Origin of the sequence: Desulfoplanes formicivorans, from assembly GCF_001748225.1 — a bacterium.
In the GTDB taxonomy this organism is placed as follows: Bacteria; Desulfobacterota; Desulfovibrionia; order Desulfovibrionales; family Desulfomicrobiaceae; genus Desulfoplanes; species Desulfoplanes formicivorans.
Genome location: NZ_BDFE01000002.1, coordinates 1 through 15,469 on the forward strand (window position 1 = coordinate 1; position 15,469 = coordinate 15,469).

Here is a 15,469-nt window from a genome sequence, read left to right on the forward strand (position 1 = left end):
TAATTTCGATAATATATACTAAATTTTGTATATTTTGTAAATAGTATAGGTAGTAATTTTTCGTTATTGTAGAGAGTTTTTGCAGTCAAATCAATTATACAATTTATATGATTCTAAAATGCTAATAATATGTTTTGAAATTGTCGAATATTAACTAAAATTATTCTCAAAGAGAAAAGAAATGGAAAAAATTGGACTTATCGGTGGGTTATCATGGCGTTCAACTGTAGAATATTATAGTAGAATAAATACACAGGTAAACTTACATTATGGTGACAATACAAATCCTCCTCTTAGAATAATAAATATAAATCAAAGGGAAATGCACGATTTGCAGCGCAATAATGACTGGGATACTATAGCAAAAATAATTATTAGTGCATCCAAAGAACTTCAAGCGGTTGGGGTGGAATGTTTAGCGATATGCGCAAGCACTCCTCACAAGGTAGTCGACCAAGTACAAGACGTTGTTACTATTCCTATTCTACACATTGCTGATGCAGTTGGCTCTTTTCTCCGGGAAAGGAAAATAGATTTTGTTGGGCTACTTGGGTCTCGATTTACAATGTCAGAAGATTTTATCAAGCTAAGGTTATTTACGAAAAATAAAATCAAAACAATTGTTCCAAATTTAGACGCTCAAAATGAAATTCAAAAAAGACTCTATGAAGAACTCTCAATCGGAGTGTTTAATAGTCAGACTAGACAGTTTTTTGTAAAGGAAATTGAGAATATGGCAATTCAAGGAGCTCAAGCTGTAATTCTTGGATGTACTGAATTTCCAATTCTTCTTGAGAAGGAACATTGTTCTATACCACTAATTGATTCAATAGACATTCACTGTGATGCTATCGTAAAGTATATTCTTGGTTGAATTGCAATATTTTAATGAAAAAATGTTGTGTGTTTTAAGCTAAGATGATCTATATAATATATATGTGCTTTGCTCTTTCGTCTTGATAAGAGTAATTTATTAAATGCTACCAAGACGAACCATGGCGAAGGGGGTGACAATGTTCCCCATTGTCATGTATACTTCCTGGTCCTGCAACAGACTTGAGAAGGCTGATTTTTCTTCTATCATGACAATTAAATCCGACGAATCATGTTGTTATGTTGTATATGTTGCCATTTGAATAGGAAAATCGTCAGGTCACACAGCGAGTGGCTTAACTGGGGCTCCACTCAACTGTTGCAGGATTATTATGTTGTTTCTGCTTATAACGGCAAAGTCTCTATCATATTGAATTTATGAAGATCTTTGTCCCAATTTGCTCTGCTGGAAATAAAAATATGAGCTGTTGGGGTGATCGTGATATCACAATCAAGGCTTCCAGCAGGGACCACCAAAAGTTTACCTCCCATTTGAATATTTGGAAGGGCAGATCCACAAATTGAGCAAAAGGATTTTTTGTGTTGAGTCGCAGGCAAGGTAAAATTTGTGATTTTATTTTCCCCTGATAACCATTTCAACTTTGCAGAAGAAGAAAAAAGATTGGCTCCATGAGCTGAGCCAGTATCTTTTCGGCACCGGCTACAGTGACAAAGGTAGAAATTATCAAATTCACCGTCTATTTCGAAAGTGACTTCACCACAAAGGCATGATCCTGGCTTTATACTCACAGATTAAATTCCTCATTATTGATATTGATACAGGATGGGTGCACATGACAAATTATTATATGGTTTACTGGTAAATCCAGTATTCCCCTTGAAAATATCCCCTTTGGATATCTGATCCTGTTCTGATTATATAACTATATTCGATCATACATTGTTTTCAAAGGCTTGACCTGTAGCATCACGTCTATGCATGACGCAAGAGGTAGCTGGTATTTTCTTGAGTTTCTTTTGCCAAAGAATTCAGTCAAATTCATTTGCCTGGATTTTGCTTGTCATGATGGGAATGAAGCGAATAACGCCATGGTAAATGTTCCGTTGATGGCTGCCCCTTGATGAGGTTAATCCTTACCAAGGGGGACGGATGATCTGAGATTGTATATCTCAATTTCAAGGGGCCCATCATGCAGGTGCAAAAAGGCCCATATCCTCTTGAGGCCATGGACGGGCCGGGTGTGGGAAAGGGAGCAAAGAAGAACTTTTTGAGAACCTGGGGATATGAGCCATGCTGACGCCTGTTGCGTCTCCAGAGTTTTGCTAAGACGTCAAGCAGATGCAAAAACGTGGCAAGGACATGAATAAACTGAAAACGGCAATTCATTCTTTTGGTCGAGGTGCAGGGCTACCCGGGACATCCCCTCAAAGGCAACGGGTTGCCGTTTGGGGATGCCCCATATCGAACCGGATTGCCTTTTTGTTTACCGGAACAGAACGGAGAACTTCTCCTGACAACAACCGGCGCTTATGTCGCCATTTTCAACATGTAATTCGGTTGTCGGTCTAGCTGACCTCGGCCAGTTCGGCCCATGATGTGGTATATCGCTTGGAAAGGAATTTCCGGCGCATATGCCATTTTTTGTGTCCAAGACCGGCTGAAGCCAGGGTGACGGTGGTGTTGCCGTATTGTTTGTTGATGGTGTCCATGACCTTCATGAGGTTGTGCTGCCTGGACTGTTCCTGGGGAGAGGGAGCAAAAAAGGACCGCTGACGGTTGGAAGAAGGGGTAAGATCCGTGAGCATGACCCCGACCTTTTGGAATGTGTAGCCGGGGCTGTAGATTTTTTCCAAAATAGCCCGGGCCTTGGTCTGGATGTCCGGGGTGTAGGATGTGGCAGGCATGAGGGTGAGGCAGGCTGACCTGGCGTATTGGGGTTCCGGACGGAACCGGTTGGTAGCCAGAAATACGTGCACGCATCCAGCAGTGAGTTTTTTTCGACGCAGCTTTTCTCCGGCCCGGACAACATAGGTGGCCAGGGCCTCCTGGAGGCTCGCCAGGTCACTGACCCCGGTACCAAAGGACCGAGAGCAAACCAGACTTCCTGGTGGCGGAGGAGCCTGTTCCAGGGGAATACAGGGAATCTGGCCCAGTTCAAGGACCGTGTGCAAGCCAGTGATTGTGAGATGCTTCTGTACCCATGATTGGGGCATGGCAACCAAATCCAATGCAGTCTGGATGCGTTTTGATCGCAGAAATGTTTCGTAACGCCTGCCGATTCCCCAGATGTCTCCGACGGGGGTCATGGACAGTCCTTGATGGATTTGATCGTGAGTATCCAAAACGCATATCCCGTTTCCATCGGGATTTTTTTTGGCCAACCGGTTGGCCAGTTTGGCCAGGGTCTTGGTCCTCGCAAATCCCACTGAAACCGGAATCCCGGTCCAGATCAATACGGTTTTTTGAATGGCCCGACCCAGGTCCATGAGCTTTGCTGGATCAGTGGAACGGAAAAACAGGAAGGATTCGTCAATGGAGTAGATCTCCATGTCCGGGCAGAAATACCCCAGAGTGGTCATGACCCGGGAGGACATGTCTCCGTACAGGGTATAGTTGGACGAAAAAACACGAACCTTGTTGCGTTCGAAAAAGGTTTTGCATTTGAAGGCAGGCGCACCCATGGGAATGTTCAGTGCCTTGGCCTCGTTGGACCTGGCAATCACACACCCGTCATTGTTGGAAAGTACGACAACAGGTTTGCCCTCAAGTCGGGGATCAAAAACACGCTGACATGAAACATAGAAGTTGTTGCAATCCACCAAGGCAAAAAAATCGTTGGTCAATGGAGGCGTGGGCAAGTTCATGTCAAAACCGCCTGACAATGCCGGTAACCACGCCCCAGATGACCAGCTCCTGTTCGTTTTGGACCACAATAGGCTGATAGTCGGGATTTTCCGGCACCAGCACATATCCCTTTTCTGATTTTTCCAAACGTTTGACCGTGAGTTCCCCGTCCAGAACAGCCACAACGATTTTGCCGGGCAAGGGTTCCTTGGATCGATCCACAATGATCACATCCTTGTCCCTGATGCCGGCTTCGATCATGGAGTCACCGGACACCCGCATCATGAAGGTGGCCACAGGGTTGTCGATCAGGTAGTCGTTCAGATCCAGGGTGTTTTCGATGTAGTCATCTGCTGGAGAGGGAAATCCTGCAGGTGCATTGCTTAAAACCAAGGGGATTGAGGACTTGGATGGGGAATCAATGACGGCCCGACCCAATAACGCCAGGGATTGTCTGGATGGCTTGAGGTCTATACAATTGGATTTCATGGTGGGAGTGGTTTTGTTGGCATGTATGGACACTCAAGCTATTCTGGTGGCAAGCCCATGGAGAAGGCAAGCCTTTTTTGCAGAGGTCATTTTCTTTTTTTGCCCCTTTTGTGTGCATTGAAGAAAAGTTGATATGGGGAAGTCGACGTTGGTACATAACTGGGACATGAACGCAAAAAAGGCCACTTTCTTGCGAAAGTGACCTTTTGATAAAGCCTTGGGGTTTAAAGCTTTTTTTGGTCGGGATGAGAGGATTTGAACTTCCGACCCCTTGAACCCCATCCTTTTGAATTTATTGAATTTTCTATCTTTAACTACCTAAAATAAGGGGCTTTTTTGAAAACCGTCTTCGCCGCTTGTCAAAAAAATATGTGTGCATAATGTGCATAATATCAATATGTTGGCAGAAGGCGATTTTAGGTTTGGTACATAATTGGTACATGAGAACCGGAGATAACCCGTCGTCTAAACGGAGAATCCACAACCTTGGTTGTCAAATTGGTACATATTACCGGATAATTTTCGCCTCGTTGACGAGAGATTTTTATCCAGTTATCCTTTAATATTTTTGGCTTACTCCGACTCCTCAAGTCTGTAGCAGGATCACGGTGTCCGCGGGCCGTTGTTGCCGGCGCATTTGTAGTGAGCGCAGCGAACAAAAAATGCGTCCGAGTTCACGGCCTTGTTAGGCGATATTACGGCCACCGCTTCTTCCTCAGGACGTATTGACGATCATCCCACAGCCATTGGATAAACTCTTGCATTTGCGGAAATACAGGCTCAGGAGTATTGAGTGTGTACGCGAGATGACTTAACTCTGACGTTAGTTCTCGCAGTGGAGCCAGCATCTTCACGACATGTAAAACAGCATATTTAGCCGCCTGATCGTGCAAACCCTGCAAAGCCAAGGCCTCCTCCGTAGAAAGAGGCGTCTTATCCAAGCCATGCATTATCGTAACAGTGATATCATCAATAGCAGACGCAACCACGTTTGATTGGATAAGTATTTTCTCTTTCTGAGATTTGGGAACATCCTTCTCCAGGATTGCCATTACTATTTGGCCCCAGTAATCGAGCGGATCTCTACCGACATGAGAAGGATTGAGCGCATCTAGATTGTGGTACCGTGTAGTCTGAGCGAAGTCACTTAGCAAGCTGATAATTTCTTTTTGAATTGGATTTAAAGAGTTTCGAGCAGGGACTGCGACGCCTCTCGCGTCAGCAATCTTCACGCATTGGTCATACAACTCTTCAATGTTATGACCATAGCTTTTGAGTTGCTTTTTTGTTGGCACAGCAAGATTGTTAGTTGCTATGTGCTCAATTATCACAAGGGCCTTAAGCAGCCTTTCTATTCCAATCGAGAGGTTGAACAACGACGAATAGAATGCGCCCTTGTTGTGAACGTGCGCAGATCGCAGATCGGTTAATCCACTCCCTAGGCATGAGCTAATAAGAAACCCTTCCTGCTCAAGGAGTAAAAAAGATGGCGGCAAATTTGCTCGATAAGTCATTTTTTATCGCCTAACGGCCCGCGGATGAGCGGTGTCCACGGGGACAAGTTTACTTGGACTTGTAGACAACCGCTCGATCCGCTTGTTGTGAGGCTCTTTGCGCCGAGCAACAAGCGGATGGTATCCGCGGGTCGTTGTCCCCCTGTGTCAGGGAAGTTGTCATCTCTTCTGAAGTTGATCCATACGGTTATAACCTGTTTTTTATTTGTTGTAACTAACTGAAAAAACGTGAAATACTTCCAGTTTTTGACGCATTTCACTGACTGTGAAAAATGTGTATGCTGTGAATAAAATCAGTATGTTAGATTGTACACGGCAAGGAGGCTAGAAATAGGCTAGTTTTTTTGAAAGGAAACATGCGTCTATCCTTACGCTGTTATTGTCAAAAAAGCGGTTGAAATTTTTTAGGCAGGAGTTTCTAGCCCGTTTGGTTGATTGTCTGGATAGTGGATTAACCCCGGCTCCTCAGGTTTGTAGCAGGATCGAACATCTACATCTTATTGCAATGCAAAAATATGACTATTGGATCAATCCTGTACTACTACAGTTTAATCATACTTCGAGTTGTTTTTACATTATAAATTGTAGATAGATCTCATTGTTTTTCATAAATTTCTATTAAATTGCCATCAAAATCATGACACCGAAAGAATCGAATCTTTGATTCGTACCTGCATGTTAACGGAGTAATTATCTGGACACCTTGCTCCTTAATCCTGTGATACCGATTTTGAATATCAGGAACTTCGGCATAGAGCAGGCTGCGGAATCCATGATGCTTAAATCCCTTGCCATAAGATGAGGGAGCAAGGACGAGCCCCTGAGAAAAAACGACAAGACTCTTGGATTGCTTCTTGATTGTTAGCCCTAACAGTTTTTCGTAAAACCATACCGATTTTTCAATAGACGCCACGAGTAATTTAGGCCCCAAGTTAATCGTCATATCCGTCTGCAACGTTCCTTGAGGTGGATTAGGTGTAATCTGCTCAGTAGACGGCGTGGTTTTTGGCGTCTTTTGCTGGTTGGCAAAGTTCCCTTTGGATATTTTATTGATATAGATCGTTTGGCCTTCTGAAGTAATAAGTTGCCTAAATTCAACTTTATATTTGCCGCTTTGGCCTATTTGATCTCGTCTACGATTAACCTTTGCAATTCGGCCATCTGGGAGTTTCACGTCTTTTGAGTCGGGTACAGATAAAATACCATGGACCCAATTTTTAAGAACCGTTCTTTTGACAGGCTTAAAATTTGGGATATTCTCGACATGATGAGCGCTAAGTTTCAGAGCTGTTTTTTCAAGATAGCTGCAATCTTGTATTCCTCTCTTCACAGCTGATAACCAACCTGAACCATGGATACCTCCCAGCAAACCACCGACCATAGATGCAATAGTGTCCGTGTCCGAGCCAATCGCGGAGGCCGCCTTTATCACGCCGTTGATTGGATCTGCAGCATACCGTGAAGCAAGATATACAGAAGCGATTGCAGCGACTGTACCGGCTCCACTAATTTGCTTGTTGAAACACTGAAGCTTTTCGAGTGCCTCATCATCAAAGCTCAAAGCACCTTTTGAAAGTTCTGATTTACATATAACCAGATATTTAAGGATTTCTTTTTTTGTCGAGAGCCAGAGTTTTTCATAATCTGTCAGATGCTTTTGGGCATGAACCAGCCACTTTTGAGAAAAGTTGTCCTGAGATGGTATAGGCGACCATACAGCTTCACTTGCGATTATTTCTTCGATTAATTCTCCATAACCCAGCTTCGCTTCTTTTCTTAAAGATACCCAGAGTGCATACCCATAAACCAGAGCGCCTAATAAAGCCCTTGGATGCCCGTGTGTTGTAAGTCCATCCATAAAAATGGAGCTGGCTACCTTGTCGAAGTCCTCATCACAAAGGTAAAGAGCATGTGGCAAAGCACGCATTGCGACGCCATTACCGCCAGCATCAAAGTATCTTTTTACATCATGCGGTTTTCGGTTTGGGCTCCAAGGCTCAATTCCATCCTGCCAGGAATTGACCGCTCTTTTTGTAGCGCCGCCGCCACCACGTTCATATAGTGCCCAGAAAGGCAGCTCAACCTGAGTGTAAAATTCAAACCATTTTTCACCCTTGAGCAGAGACCTGCTCAGACAAAGAATAAGTTGTGTATCGTCGCTATATTCACCCGCTTCAATAATTTCTTCATGAGGGAAAAAACGGCCGCCAGATCGGCGAGTCCATCTCCTAAATTCATGGAGGCGGCCTTGTGGTTGTTTGGGTGCATTAGATTTGCCGACTCGTTCGTTCGGCCAACCTAATGCATCGCCATAAGCTGCCCCCAGAATGGCTCCAACTGCTTTTTCAGATTTAAATTTTATTGGCATGTTATAGGCCATGACGGCCTCCACTTCTGTATAGTGTTTCCGTTGCTCTAACTCCACGTTGAATCAATTCGGAAAGTTTTGCTCGCTTAAAAAAGTCCGGAGCGATGTAAATAGGTTTATCTATTGAAATTCCCTGCAGCTTTAACCGACAAATTTCACGTTGTGCCTGTTCCTCCGAGTGAACAGCTATGCCGGTGATTGAATCTAAGGGTATAGGATCTCTTAGTAATACTTCTGCTTGGATGTCTGTCGGTGCAGCTGACAAATGTTTCGATGAACGTGAAAAACTAATACCGGGTGAAGTAGAAGCATAAAGAGACCTAAATCCATGAATGCCTGCCTGTATGTATTCACCACGTGACCTAGCTGCATTGCATGGGCAGAAGCATGTGTCTGAATGCCAGAGATAACTGGGCTTAATCAGTAAAACCACCCAGTCCTTAAATAGGTGGTCACGCTCCCTAACTTTGACGAAATAATAGGTATTCGGGTATTCAATTGAGCAACAAACAAGATCGTCTCTGCCGTCATAGCGGTCTGGGTCCGTCGGGTTATGAGGCATATTACGACTTTGAAGAGTTCTTGTTGAATAAAGTCCAAAAGGTTCGTCAAAAATGTGGGCCAAATTCCGAGACTGAGTAAAATGACACAACCTTGTGATTTCTCGACTATTACATTCCTGCTGAATTTGATTCATGGGCGGACCTCCTGATAAAGATTCCCGTCAACCGGAAGCAAAGAGGTCAATTGATTGCTGTACAGTAGAATCAGACTTGTTTTTGCCCGTGTTACCGCTACGTAAAGTAGTCGGCCATCATGAGTCAGGGCATCTGCCTCCCCTTGGGCGGCAATATGGTCTTTATCTGGTAAATTTTCAGAGTCCAGAAAAGGAAGAATGACCATGTCGAACTCAAGCCCTTTGGCCGAGTGATAGGTTCCATGATAGATACCTGGACCATCATTCCATACCTTCAAGTTACGGTGCAGACGTGTAGCTCCTGCATCCAGTTGTGAACTGAAGACCTTTTCCTGTTCCCGGTTTTTTACAAGGATGGCAACGCTCTGTGTCGTTGAGACATTTCTTGCAACCTTCAGGGTGAGCTCTACCTGTTGAGTTTCATTGCGGCATTTAGCAAGGGTGGGTAGTGCTCCGTCGGCACGAGGCGATGTCGGCTCAACTAAGTCCTTGATGTCATTGAAAAAAGGCATCCGAGATATGGCCAACCCGAGTTGGGCAATCTGTTTGGTATTTCTATAATTCTCTTTGAATAGCCACTGCTGCGGAATGTTTAGGCCCGATGAACGCCAGCTCATCCTTTGACCGTAAATCTGCTGAGCTACGTCACCAAAAAATGAAAGGGAGCCATCCTCTGGTATGGCGGCAGCCAAGGAACGAATCATCTCAGGGGAAAAATCCTGCCCTTCATCAATAATGATGTGCTTATACATTCGAGTTGAGGAGTCATTCTCAAATTCTCTCCGGACATGCAAAGCAAGATCATCCCAGTCATACATGTTGCCGTTTTGATTGCGTAGTTCGACATACTTCTCGAGGATTTCATACATCACCGGCCGCAGTTTCCGAGACAGGTTGGTACCAATACGTCCAACACGATCAACTTTTACATATTCATCACTCGATGTGATTCCATGACTGAAAATCCACTGGATTTCATCCATGAAGAATTCGATGGGCCGCTTGAAGAATTTAGAAGGCTTGTATCGCGACTCCACTTCCTTCACTGCTTGTGAAATATATCTCTTTCGCTCATCGGGGTCGCTGCATATGCAGTTGAACCGCATTTTACCCCGGGCATTCAAATATCCCCGGGCAAAAGTGTGATAGGTTTCAATCTGGACATTCCTCAATTCAGCTGGCTTGAGATACTTCAGGTAGGTTACCAGTGCCTTATTGAATGTCAGGAGTAAGGTCCTTCCAGCATGTGGCATTGATGCCTCTGACAAGTACGCGGCCCGATATAACGCGAGGGTTGTTTTACCGCTGCCAGCAGTTCCCAAAACGGCGGAATGGCCGGTAGCAGGCATGTATAATACCTCCCTCTGCTTTTTGATTGGCTTTGGTAAATTTCCAGTCATAGCCTATGTCTTGCCTCCGTTCCTACTTGACCTGCAGATTGATAAATTACACCAAAGGTTGCGTCACTTAGTCAATTTTTGAAGAATGATCTTGTTACAGGCTTAAAGAGTCGAATTTAAGCTACTATCCTAATCTGTTGCTAAACCTGTCCTCCCACACCTTTAAATTTCTCAACAAACGCAGCTATTTTTTGAAATACATTTTGTTTTTTGGTCAGGTATTGCGGGTTTAATGGGCTCATTTTGGGCAAAATGGTATTGAGCTCAGTGCCGTTTTCACTGGCAAATTCGCGTTTAAGTGATGTGGTGATATAACGTCGGGCAGCTTCGGCGTTCAGGTTTTCTGTCTGGATCAGCTCTGCGGCTTCCCGGCGCTGCTGCGCCTGCGCGAACTCAAAAAAAGCTTCAATAATGCTGGCCTTATCACTGATCTGATCCAGATCGGTTTGATGGATAAAATTCACCACCAGGCTTTCCTTGGCACGGTGACCAAGGCTGGCACGAATCACCCGGCGTACTTCATCCACCAGCTCTTCTTTTGTTTTGTTTTGTTTGTTGTGCTCGAAAATCAGTTCCAGAATATAGTCTAGGTTGATCTCCTGGGATTTGAGCAGATCCACCTCAAAAACCACATCATTCCAATCGATGGTGGTCTGCGTCTGCTCCTCATTGGCCCTCTGACTGCGCAGCCAGTCGCGGATGTCGTTGTAGGTAGAACGGTAATCCTGAATTTTGCGCTCGCTCGGGAGGTGGATGGTTTGCAACTCCGCCAGTGTTTCATCACTTAAATGATGCTCGGCTTGAAACGCTGCAACCGCCTTTGGGTCGTTTCCGTCGATTTTTTGCAGGGCTTTTAAGCTGGCAAACTCATCGAAGTTTTGCAGGATGTTTTCAACACGCAGGTATTCGCCAAATAGTTTGACAAAGGCTTTTTTATCCGATTCATTTTCAATAGCTGTTGGATCAGGGAAACGTTCTTCCAATTCTTCCACAACGGCCTTCAATCCACGCTGTGCTTTACCGGTTAGAATATCAGTAAAGCCTTCCATGTACTCCTGATAGCTTTTTTCCAGGACCACATTTTTGGTGTTTTTATCACCAAACAGAGTAATGGCATCGATGGTTGGTTTTTCCAGATCGCGGAAAGTAACGATATTGCCAAAGGATTTGGTGGCATCGTAAATGCGGTTGGTGCGTGAATAGGCTTGAATCAAACCGTGGTAGCGCAGGTTTTTATCCACAAACAGGGTATTGAGTCCGGGAGCATCAAAACCGGTGAGAAACATACCCACCACGATCAGCAGATCAATGTCCTGATTTTTGACTCGTTTGGCCAGATCCCGGTAGTAGTTTTGGAATCCCTTGCTGTCTACACAGAAGGTGGTTTTAAACAAGGCGTTATAGTCGGCAATGGCGGCGCTTAAAAATTCCTTGGCACTGGAGTTCATGGCTGAAACTTCAAAACTCTCATCCGGAATATCACCCACTGCATCCTGCTTTTCATTGGCGGCAAAAGAAAAGATGGTGGCGATTTTTAGGGGTTTGTCGCTGTTTGCCTGCAAACTCTTCATGGTTTCATAATAGAGCTTGGCTGCATCCACACTGCTCACGGCAAACATGGCGTTAAAGCCTTTGGCTCCGGCCTGCAAACGGTGGGTTTTCTGGTGAAAGTTTTTCAGAATGTATTGTGAGATTTCCTTGATCCGTTCGGGGTGCAGCAGGGCCTGTTTATTTTCCGCTGCACTCAGTTTTTTCTCATCCTGTTCGGTTTCAATATCCTTGAACTTGGGGCGCACATCGTTGTAATCCACCTTGAATTTGAGCACTTTTTCATCGCGGATGGCATCGGTAATCACGTAGGAATGCAGCTGGGTTCCAAAGACGCTGGCAGTTGTCTCCGCGCCCAGGGCGTTTTGCGGGAAAATGGGCGTGCCGGTAAAGCCAAACTGATAATAACGCTTGAATTTTTTCTGCAGGTTTTTCTGTGCCTCGCCAAACTGGCTGCGGTGGCACTCGTCAAAAATAAACACCACCTGCTGGTTGTAGACCGGCAGGCGGTGTTCACTTTTCATCAGATTATTGAGCTTCTGGATGGTGGTAACAATGATTTTGTTATCGTCCTTTTCCAGATTACGTTTTAGCCCGGCGGTGCTGTCGGAACCATTAACGCTGTCCTTTGAAAAGCGCTGGTATTCCTTCATGGTCTGGTAGTCGAGATCCTTGCGATCCACCACAAAAAACACTTTATCAATAAATTCCAGCCTGGTGGCCAGACGCGCCGCTTTAAAACTGGTCAGGGTTTTGCCGGAGCCGGTGGTGTGCCAGATATAACCGCCATTTTGTGGTAGAGGGTCATCTTTTTTTCGCCTCCAGGTCCTGGTTTCATAAGCACTTTTGATTTTCCACAAAATGCGCTCGGTGGCGGCAATCTGATAGGGGCGCATCACCAAAAGGGTATTTGTGATATCAAAAACCGAGTAACGCAGCAGTACCTGAAGCAAGGTGTTTTTCTGAAAAAAAGTGGCGGTAAAGTCTTTCAGGTCTTTAATCGGCTTGTTGTCAGCGAGCGCCCAGTTTATGGTGAAGTCATAGCTGTTTTTATTGCGTTTGGTGGTGTTGGCAAAGTAGCGGGTGTCAGTGCCGTTGGAAATCACAAACAGCTGCAGGTATTTATACAGTGAATGCTTGTTGTTGAAACTCTCCTTGCTGTAGCGGTGTACCTGGTTAAAGGCTTCGCGAATGGCCACTCCACGCTTTTTCAACTCAATCTGTACCAGCGGCAGTCCGTTGACCAAAATGGTCACATCATAGCGGTTGGCATAGATGCCTGTTTGTTCAAATTGATTGATTACCTGTACTTTATTGCGTGAGATATTTTTTTTATCTACCAAGTAGATGTTCTGGATGTGGCCATCATCGAAGACAAAGTCATGAATATGGTTTTCATGAATCTTGCGGGTTTTATCCTCAATGGTATCATTGGGTTTATCCAAATACGTTTCAACAAACCTCTGCCATTCACTTCCAGAAAACTGTACATTGTTCAGTGTTTGCAGCTGATTGCGCACATTGGACAGCATGGCTTCCGGGGTAGTCAGATCGGAAAGGTATTCGTACCCCTGATTTTGCAGATCATCAATGAGTTCCTGTTCAAGATCAGCTTCACTCTGGTAACTTTCGGCTACCTTCCATTCCCTGGCGTATCTATCGAGTACGATAAAATTGTTTGATTCGGCGATGGTTTTGTAATGTATCATGCCTCGGGACCCTTGTTTTGCAGTAGCTTTTTCACTTCCCGGTCAAAGTCAGACTCAATGGACTGGTGTTTATTGAATTTTTCATATTCAGCATGGGCTATCTGTTCGGCCTGCTTTCGGCTGATACGGCCATACCCCTCCAGAATCCGGTACTCGTTAAACTCGAGAAACTTATTCACACTTTTTGCGAAACCTTCCATGGTAAAGGTGTTTCTGCGTTCAATAATGCCCTCGATATAGTCAAAAAAGGCAGAGACCGTCCGTTCCAGCTTTTTGATTTCCGCTTCGCTGAGGTAGTTTTTGGCAACCGTGACATCCGACTTGAGCACTCGACCATCGGGGGCATTTTTATAGGTGCTCATGCCCATCAGCGGCTTGCTGGCATCGGCCTTTTGGGCAATGATTTCGGCTGCGGTATGCCCGGTAATGGCGTAGTGGAACTTGTCCTGAATATGGGCGTAGAATTGGCGTGTGGTTTCCGATTTGGGGTCGTAGTCGATGCTGCACTCGGCAAATATATCGGTAATCTGCTGGTAGATGCGCCGCTCACTGGCGCGGATGGAGCGTACTCGCTCCAGCAGCTCGCGGAAGTAATCCTTGCCAAAATAGCGGCCATTTTTCAGCCGCTCATCATCCATGGCAAAGCCCTTGATGATGTATTCCTTGATCAGCTGGGTAGCCCAGATGCGGAACTGGGTGGCCTGGACCGAATTGACCCGGTAGCCCACTGAGATCACGGCATCGAGATTGTAATACTTCACCTTCTGGGTCTGGGTCTTTCCGGCAATAGCACCGTGTTCAGTGGTATTTTCCAAAATGGAAACAACCAGTTCCTCCTGCAACTCGCCGCTTTCAAAGATATTTTTCAGGTGCTTGGAGATAGCGGGTACACCCACACCAAACAGCTCGGCCATGCGTTTCTGAGTCAGCCAGATGGTTTCATGACTGAGCAGCACCTCCACCCGGATATCGCCATTGGGGGCGGTATAGAGCAGGAATTCGGTGGTTTGCTCCTGCAGGGTTAATGCACCGGCCATAGGGCGCCCTCCTGATCGATTCCGCATACTTGGTCCATACTAGGCCGCATCCTCCCCCGGTTTTGGGAAGCTGAACAACAGGTCGCGGTAATATCCGTACTGTTTCTGGCGCAGTTCGATTTCCCGGGGCAGGCCTTCGGTAATGGAGTTGGTGAGGGTGTCGAATTTATCGAGGATGGCGACAATGCGGGCTTGTTCTTTAAGTGAGTTTTCTGGGTTGTCTGGATATGGAATGGGTATTAGAAGTTTTTCTTTTAGTTTCCTTGAGCTAAGATTTGGTAGTGCCCCACCTCCAGCTAAAACATAAATGAAGTCTGATTTTGTCAGCAAAAAGTGGTATAAGTAACGATTGATTAGCACTCCTTCCTTCGGAACAAACTTACCGACCCGTTGATTCAGATAAGCAGTTTTTTCAAAATTGAAGTAACCAATTTTGCCTGTTGTTGCCCCCGACATTGCGATCAAAACATCTCCTTTTACAACAGGATAATTTAGAGGGTTCCCACGGGCGTAATCTGAGGGAGAAAAGTACTTCACATCGCTCAAGTCAACATTGGATCCAGTAATATTCGTTATACGGATAATAGGAAGGCCAGACTCTTTGAATAAACTGCTTTTGAATGCAAAACCATTTTTAAACTCGCACACCTCCCCCAACTTCTTCCACTCCACTTCGCCGTCTTTAAAAGTCAGCAACTGGTCGCGGTAGTACTGGTATTGTTTTTTGCGTAAGCTCAGCTCGGTGGTCAGCTCGGTGGTCAGCTCGGTGGTCAGCTCGGTAAAGCTGTCCAGTATGCGGACGATTTCGGTCTGGATTTCAAGGGATTTTTTGGGGTTGTTCGGGCAGGGGATGGGGATTAGATATAAACCTAGCCAGTTTGTACTTAGATTTTTTTGCCCTCCGCCCGTCGCGCTGCTCATCGCTTCCTGTTCAAAGATTTGCCTGCAAAAAGTAAAAATGTCGCTCACAGTAAACGGAAAGACTTAAGCGGATAATTTCATGATGTGAGCACAAAATTATTCCCGGC

Annotated in this window: 11 protein-coding genes; 1 reads left to right on the top strand and 10 read right to left on the bottom strand. The window is 45.2% G+C overall.

Going from position 1 to position 15,469, the window contains the following annotated elements; genetic code table 11:
* Positions 1 to 181: 181 nt before the first annotated feature.
* Positions 182 to 874 carry an aspartate/glutamate racemase family protein gene (locus tag DPF_RS00045; protein ID WP_069856687.1) on the top strand — a complete coding sequence of 231 codons (693 nt, stop codon included), beginning with the start codon at positions 182 to 184 and terminating at the stop codon, positions 872 to 874.
* A gap of 344 nt (positions 875 to 1,218) precedes the next feature.
* On the opposite strand, the gene DPF_RS13595 is transcribed toward DPF_RS00045, so the two are convergent.
* The 10 genes from DPF_RS13595 to DPF_RS00090 form a co-directional block, all read right to left on the bottom strand.
* Positions 1,219 to 1,623 carry a GFA family protein gene (locus tag DPF_RS13595; protein ID WP_083254352.1) on the bottom strand — a complete coding sequence of 135 codons (405 nt, stop codon included), beginning with the start codon at positions 1,621 to 1,623 and terminating at the stop codon, positions 1,219 to 1,221.
* 777 nt (positions 1,624 to 2,400) lie between these two features.
* Complete coding sequence (locus tag DPF_RS00050) at positions 2,401 to 3,699, bottom strand: Y-family DNA polymerase (RefSeq protein ID WP_088178291.1); 1,299 nt, start codon at positions 3,697 to 3,699, stop codon at positions 2,401 to 2,403.
* A gap of 1 nt (position 3,700) precedes the next feature.
* Complete coding sequence (locus tag DPF_RS00055) at positions 3,701 to 4,168, bottom strand: LexA family protein (protein WP_069856704.1); 468 nt, start codon at positions 4,166 to 4,168, stop codon at positions 3,701 to 3,703.
* A 695-nt stretch (positions 4,169 to 4,863) separates the two neighbouring features.
* A complete protein-coding gene (locus DPF_RS00065; RefSeq protein WP_141721021.1) occupies positions 4,864 to 5,682 on the bottom strand; it encodes a hypothetical protein in 819 nt (272 codons plus the stop codon).
* A gap of 595 nt (positions 5,683 to 6,277) precedes the next feature.
* Positions 6,278 to 8,062, bottom strand: a complete 1,785-nt coding sequence (locus DPF_RS00070) for an ADP-ribosylglycohydrolase family protein (RefSeq protein WP_069856692.1) — start codon at positions 8,060 to 8,062, stop codon at positions 6,278 to 6,280.
* Positions 8,052 to 8,747 (bottom strand): DarT ssDNA thymidine ADP-ribosyltransferase family protein, encoded by a 696-nt coding sequence (locus DPF_RS13600; RefSeq protein WP_083254353.1) that lies wholly within the window; start codon positions 8,745 to 8,747, stop codon positions 8,052 to 8,054. The genes DPF_RS00070 and DPF_RS13600 overlap by 11 nt, the downstream gene beginning before the upstream one ends.
* A complete protein-coding gene (locus tag DPF_RS00075) occupies positions 8,744 to 10,147 on the bottom strand; it encodes a UvrD-helicase domain-containing protein (RefSeq protein ID WP_069856694.1) in 1,404 nt (467 codons plus the stop codon). The genes DPF_RS13600 and DPF_RS00075 overlap by 4 nt, the downstream gene beginning before the upstream one ends.
* 140 nt (positions 10,148 to 10,287) lie before the next feature.
* Positions 10,288 to 13,404: a type I restriction endonuclease subunit R gene (locus tag DPF_RS00080; protein WP_069856696.1), complete on the bottom strand. Its 3,117-nt coding sequence runs from the start codon at positions 13,402 to 13,404 to the stop codon at positions 10,288 to 10,290.
* On the bottom strand, positions 13,401 to 14,441 hold the full coding sequence (locus DPF_RS00085; protein WP_069856698.1) for a virulence RhuM family protein: 1,041 nt from the start codon (positions 14,439 to 14,441) through the stop codon (positions 13,401 to 13,403). The genes DPF_RS00080 and DPF_RS00085 overlap by 4 nt, the downstream gene beginning before the upstream one ends.
* A gap of 39 nt (positions 14,442 to 14,480) precedes the next feature.
* On the bottom strand, positions 14,481 to 15,410 hold the full coding sequence (locus DPF_RS00090; RefSeq protein WP_269433373.1) for a restriction endonuclease subunit S: 930 nt from the start codon (positions 15,408 to 15,410) through the stop codon (positions 14,481 to 14,483).
* Positions 15,411 to 15,469 lie beyond the last annotated feature (59 nt).

Excerpts from the sequence above, each read along its gene's own strand:
- DPF_RS00070 (WP_069856692.1), bottom strand. The coding sequence starts at position 8,062 with ATGGCCTATAACATGCCAATAAAATTTAAATCTGAAAAAGCAGTTGGA.
- DPF_RS00075 (WP_069856694.1), bottom strand. The coding sequence starts at position 10,147 with ATGACTGGAAATTTACCAAAGCCAATCAAAAAGCAGAGGGAGGTATTA.
- DPF_RS00050 (WP_088178291.1), bottom strand. The coding sequence starts at position 3,699 with ATGAACTTGCCCACGCCTCCATTGACCAACGATTTTTTTGCCTTGGTG.
- DPF_RS13600 (WP_083254353.1), bottom strand. The coding sequence starts at position 8,747 with ATGAATCAAATTCAGCAGGAATGTAATAGTCGAGAAATCACAAGGTTG.
- DPF_RS00065 (WP_141721021.1), bottom strand. The coding sequence starts at position 5,682 with ATGACTTATCGAGCAAATTTGCCGCCATCTTTTTTACTCCTTGAGCAG.
- DPF_RS00045 (WP_069856687.1), top strand. The coding sequence starts at position 182 with ATGGAAAAAATTGGACTTATCGGTGGGTTATCATGGCGTTCAACTGTA.
- DPF_RS00080 (WP_069856696.1), bottom strand. The coding sequence starts at position 13,404 with ATGATACATTACAAAACCATCGCCGAATCAAACAATTTTATCGTACTC.
- DPF_RS00085 (WP_069856698.1), bottom strand. The coding sequence starts at position 14,441 with ATGGCCGGTGCATTAACCCTGCAGGAGCAAACCACCGAATTCCTGCTC.
- DPF_RS00055 (WP_069856704.1), bottom strand. The coding sequence starts at position 4,168 with ATGAAATCCAATTGTATAGACCTCAAGCCATCCAGACAATCCCTGGCG.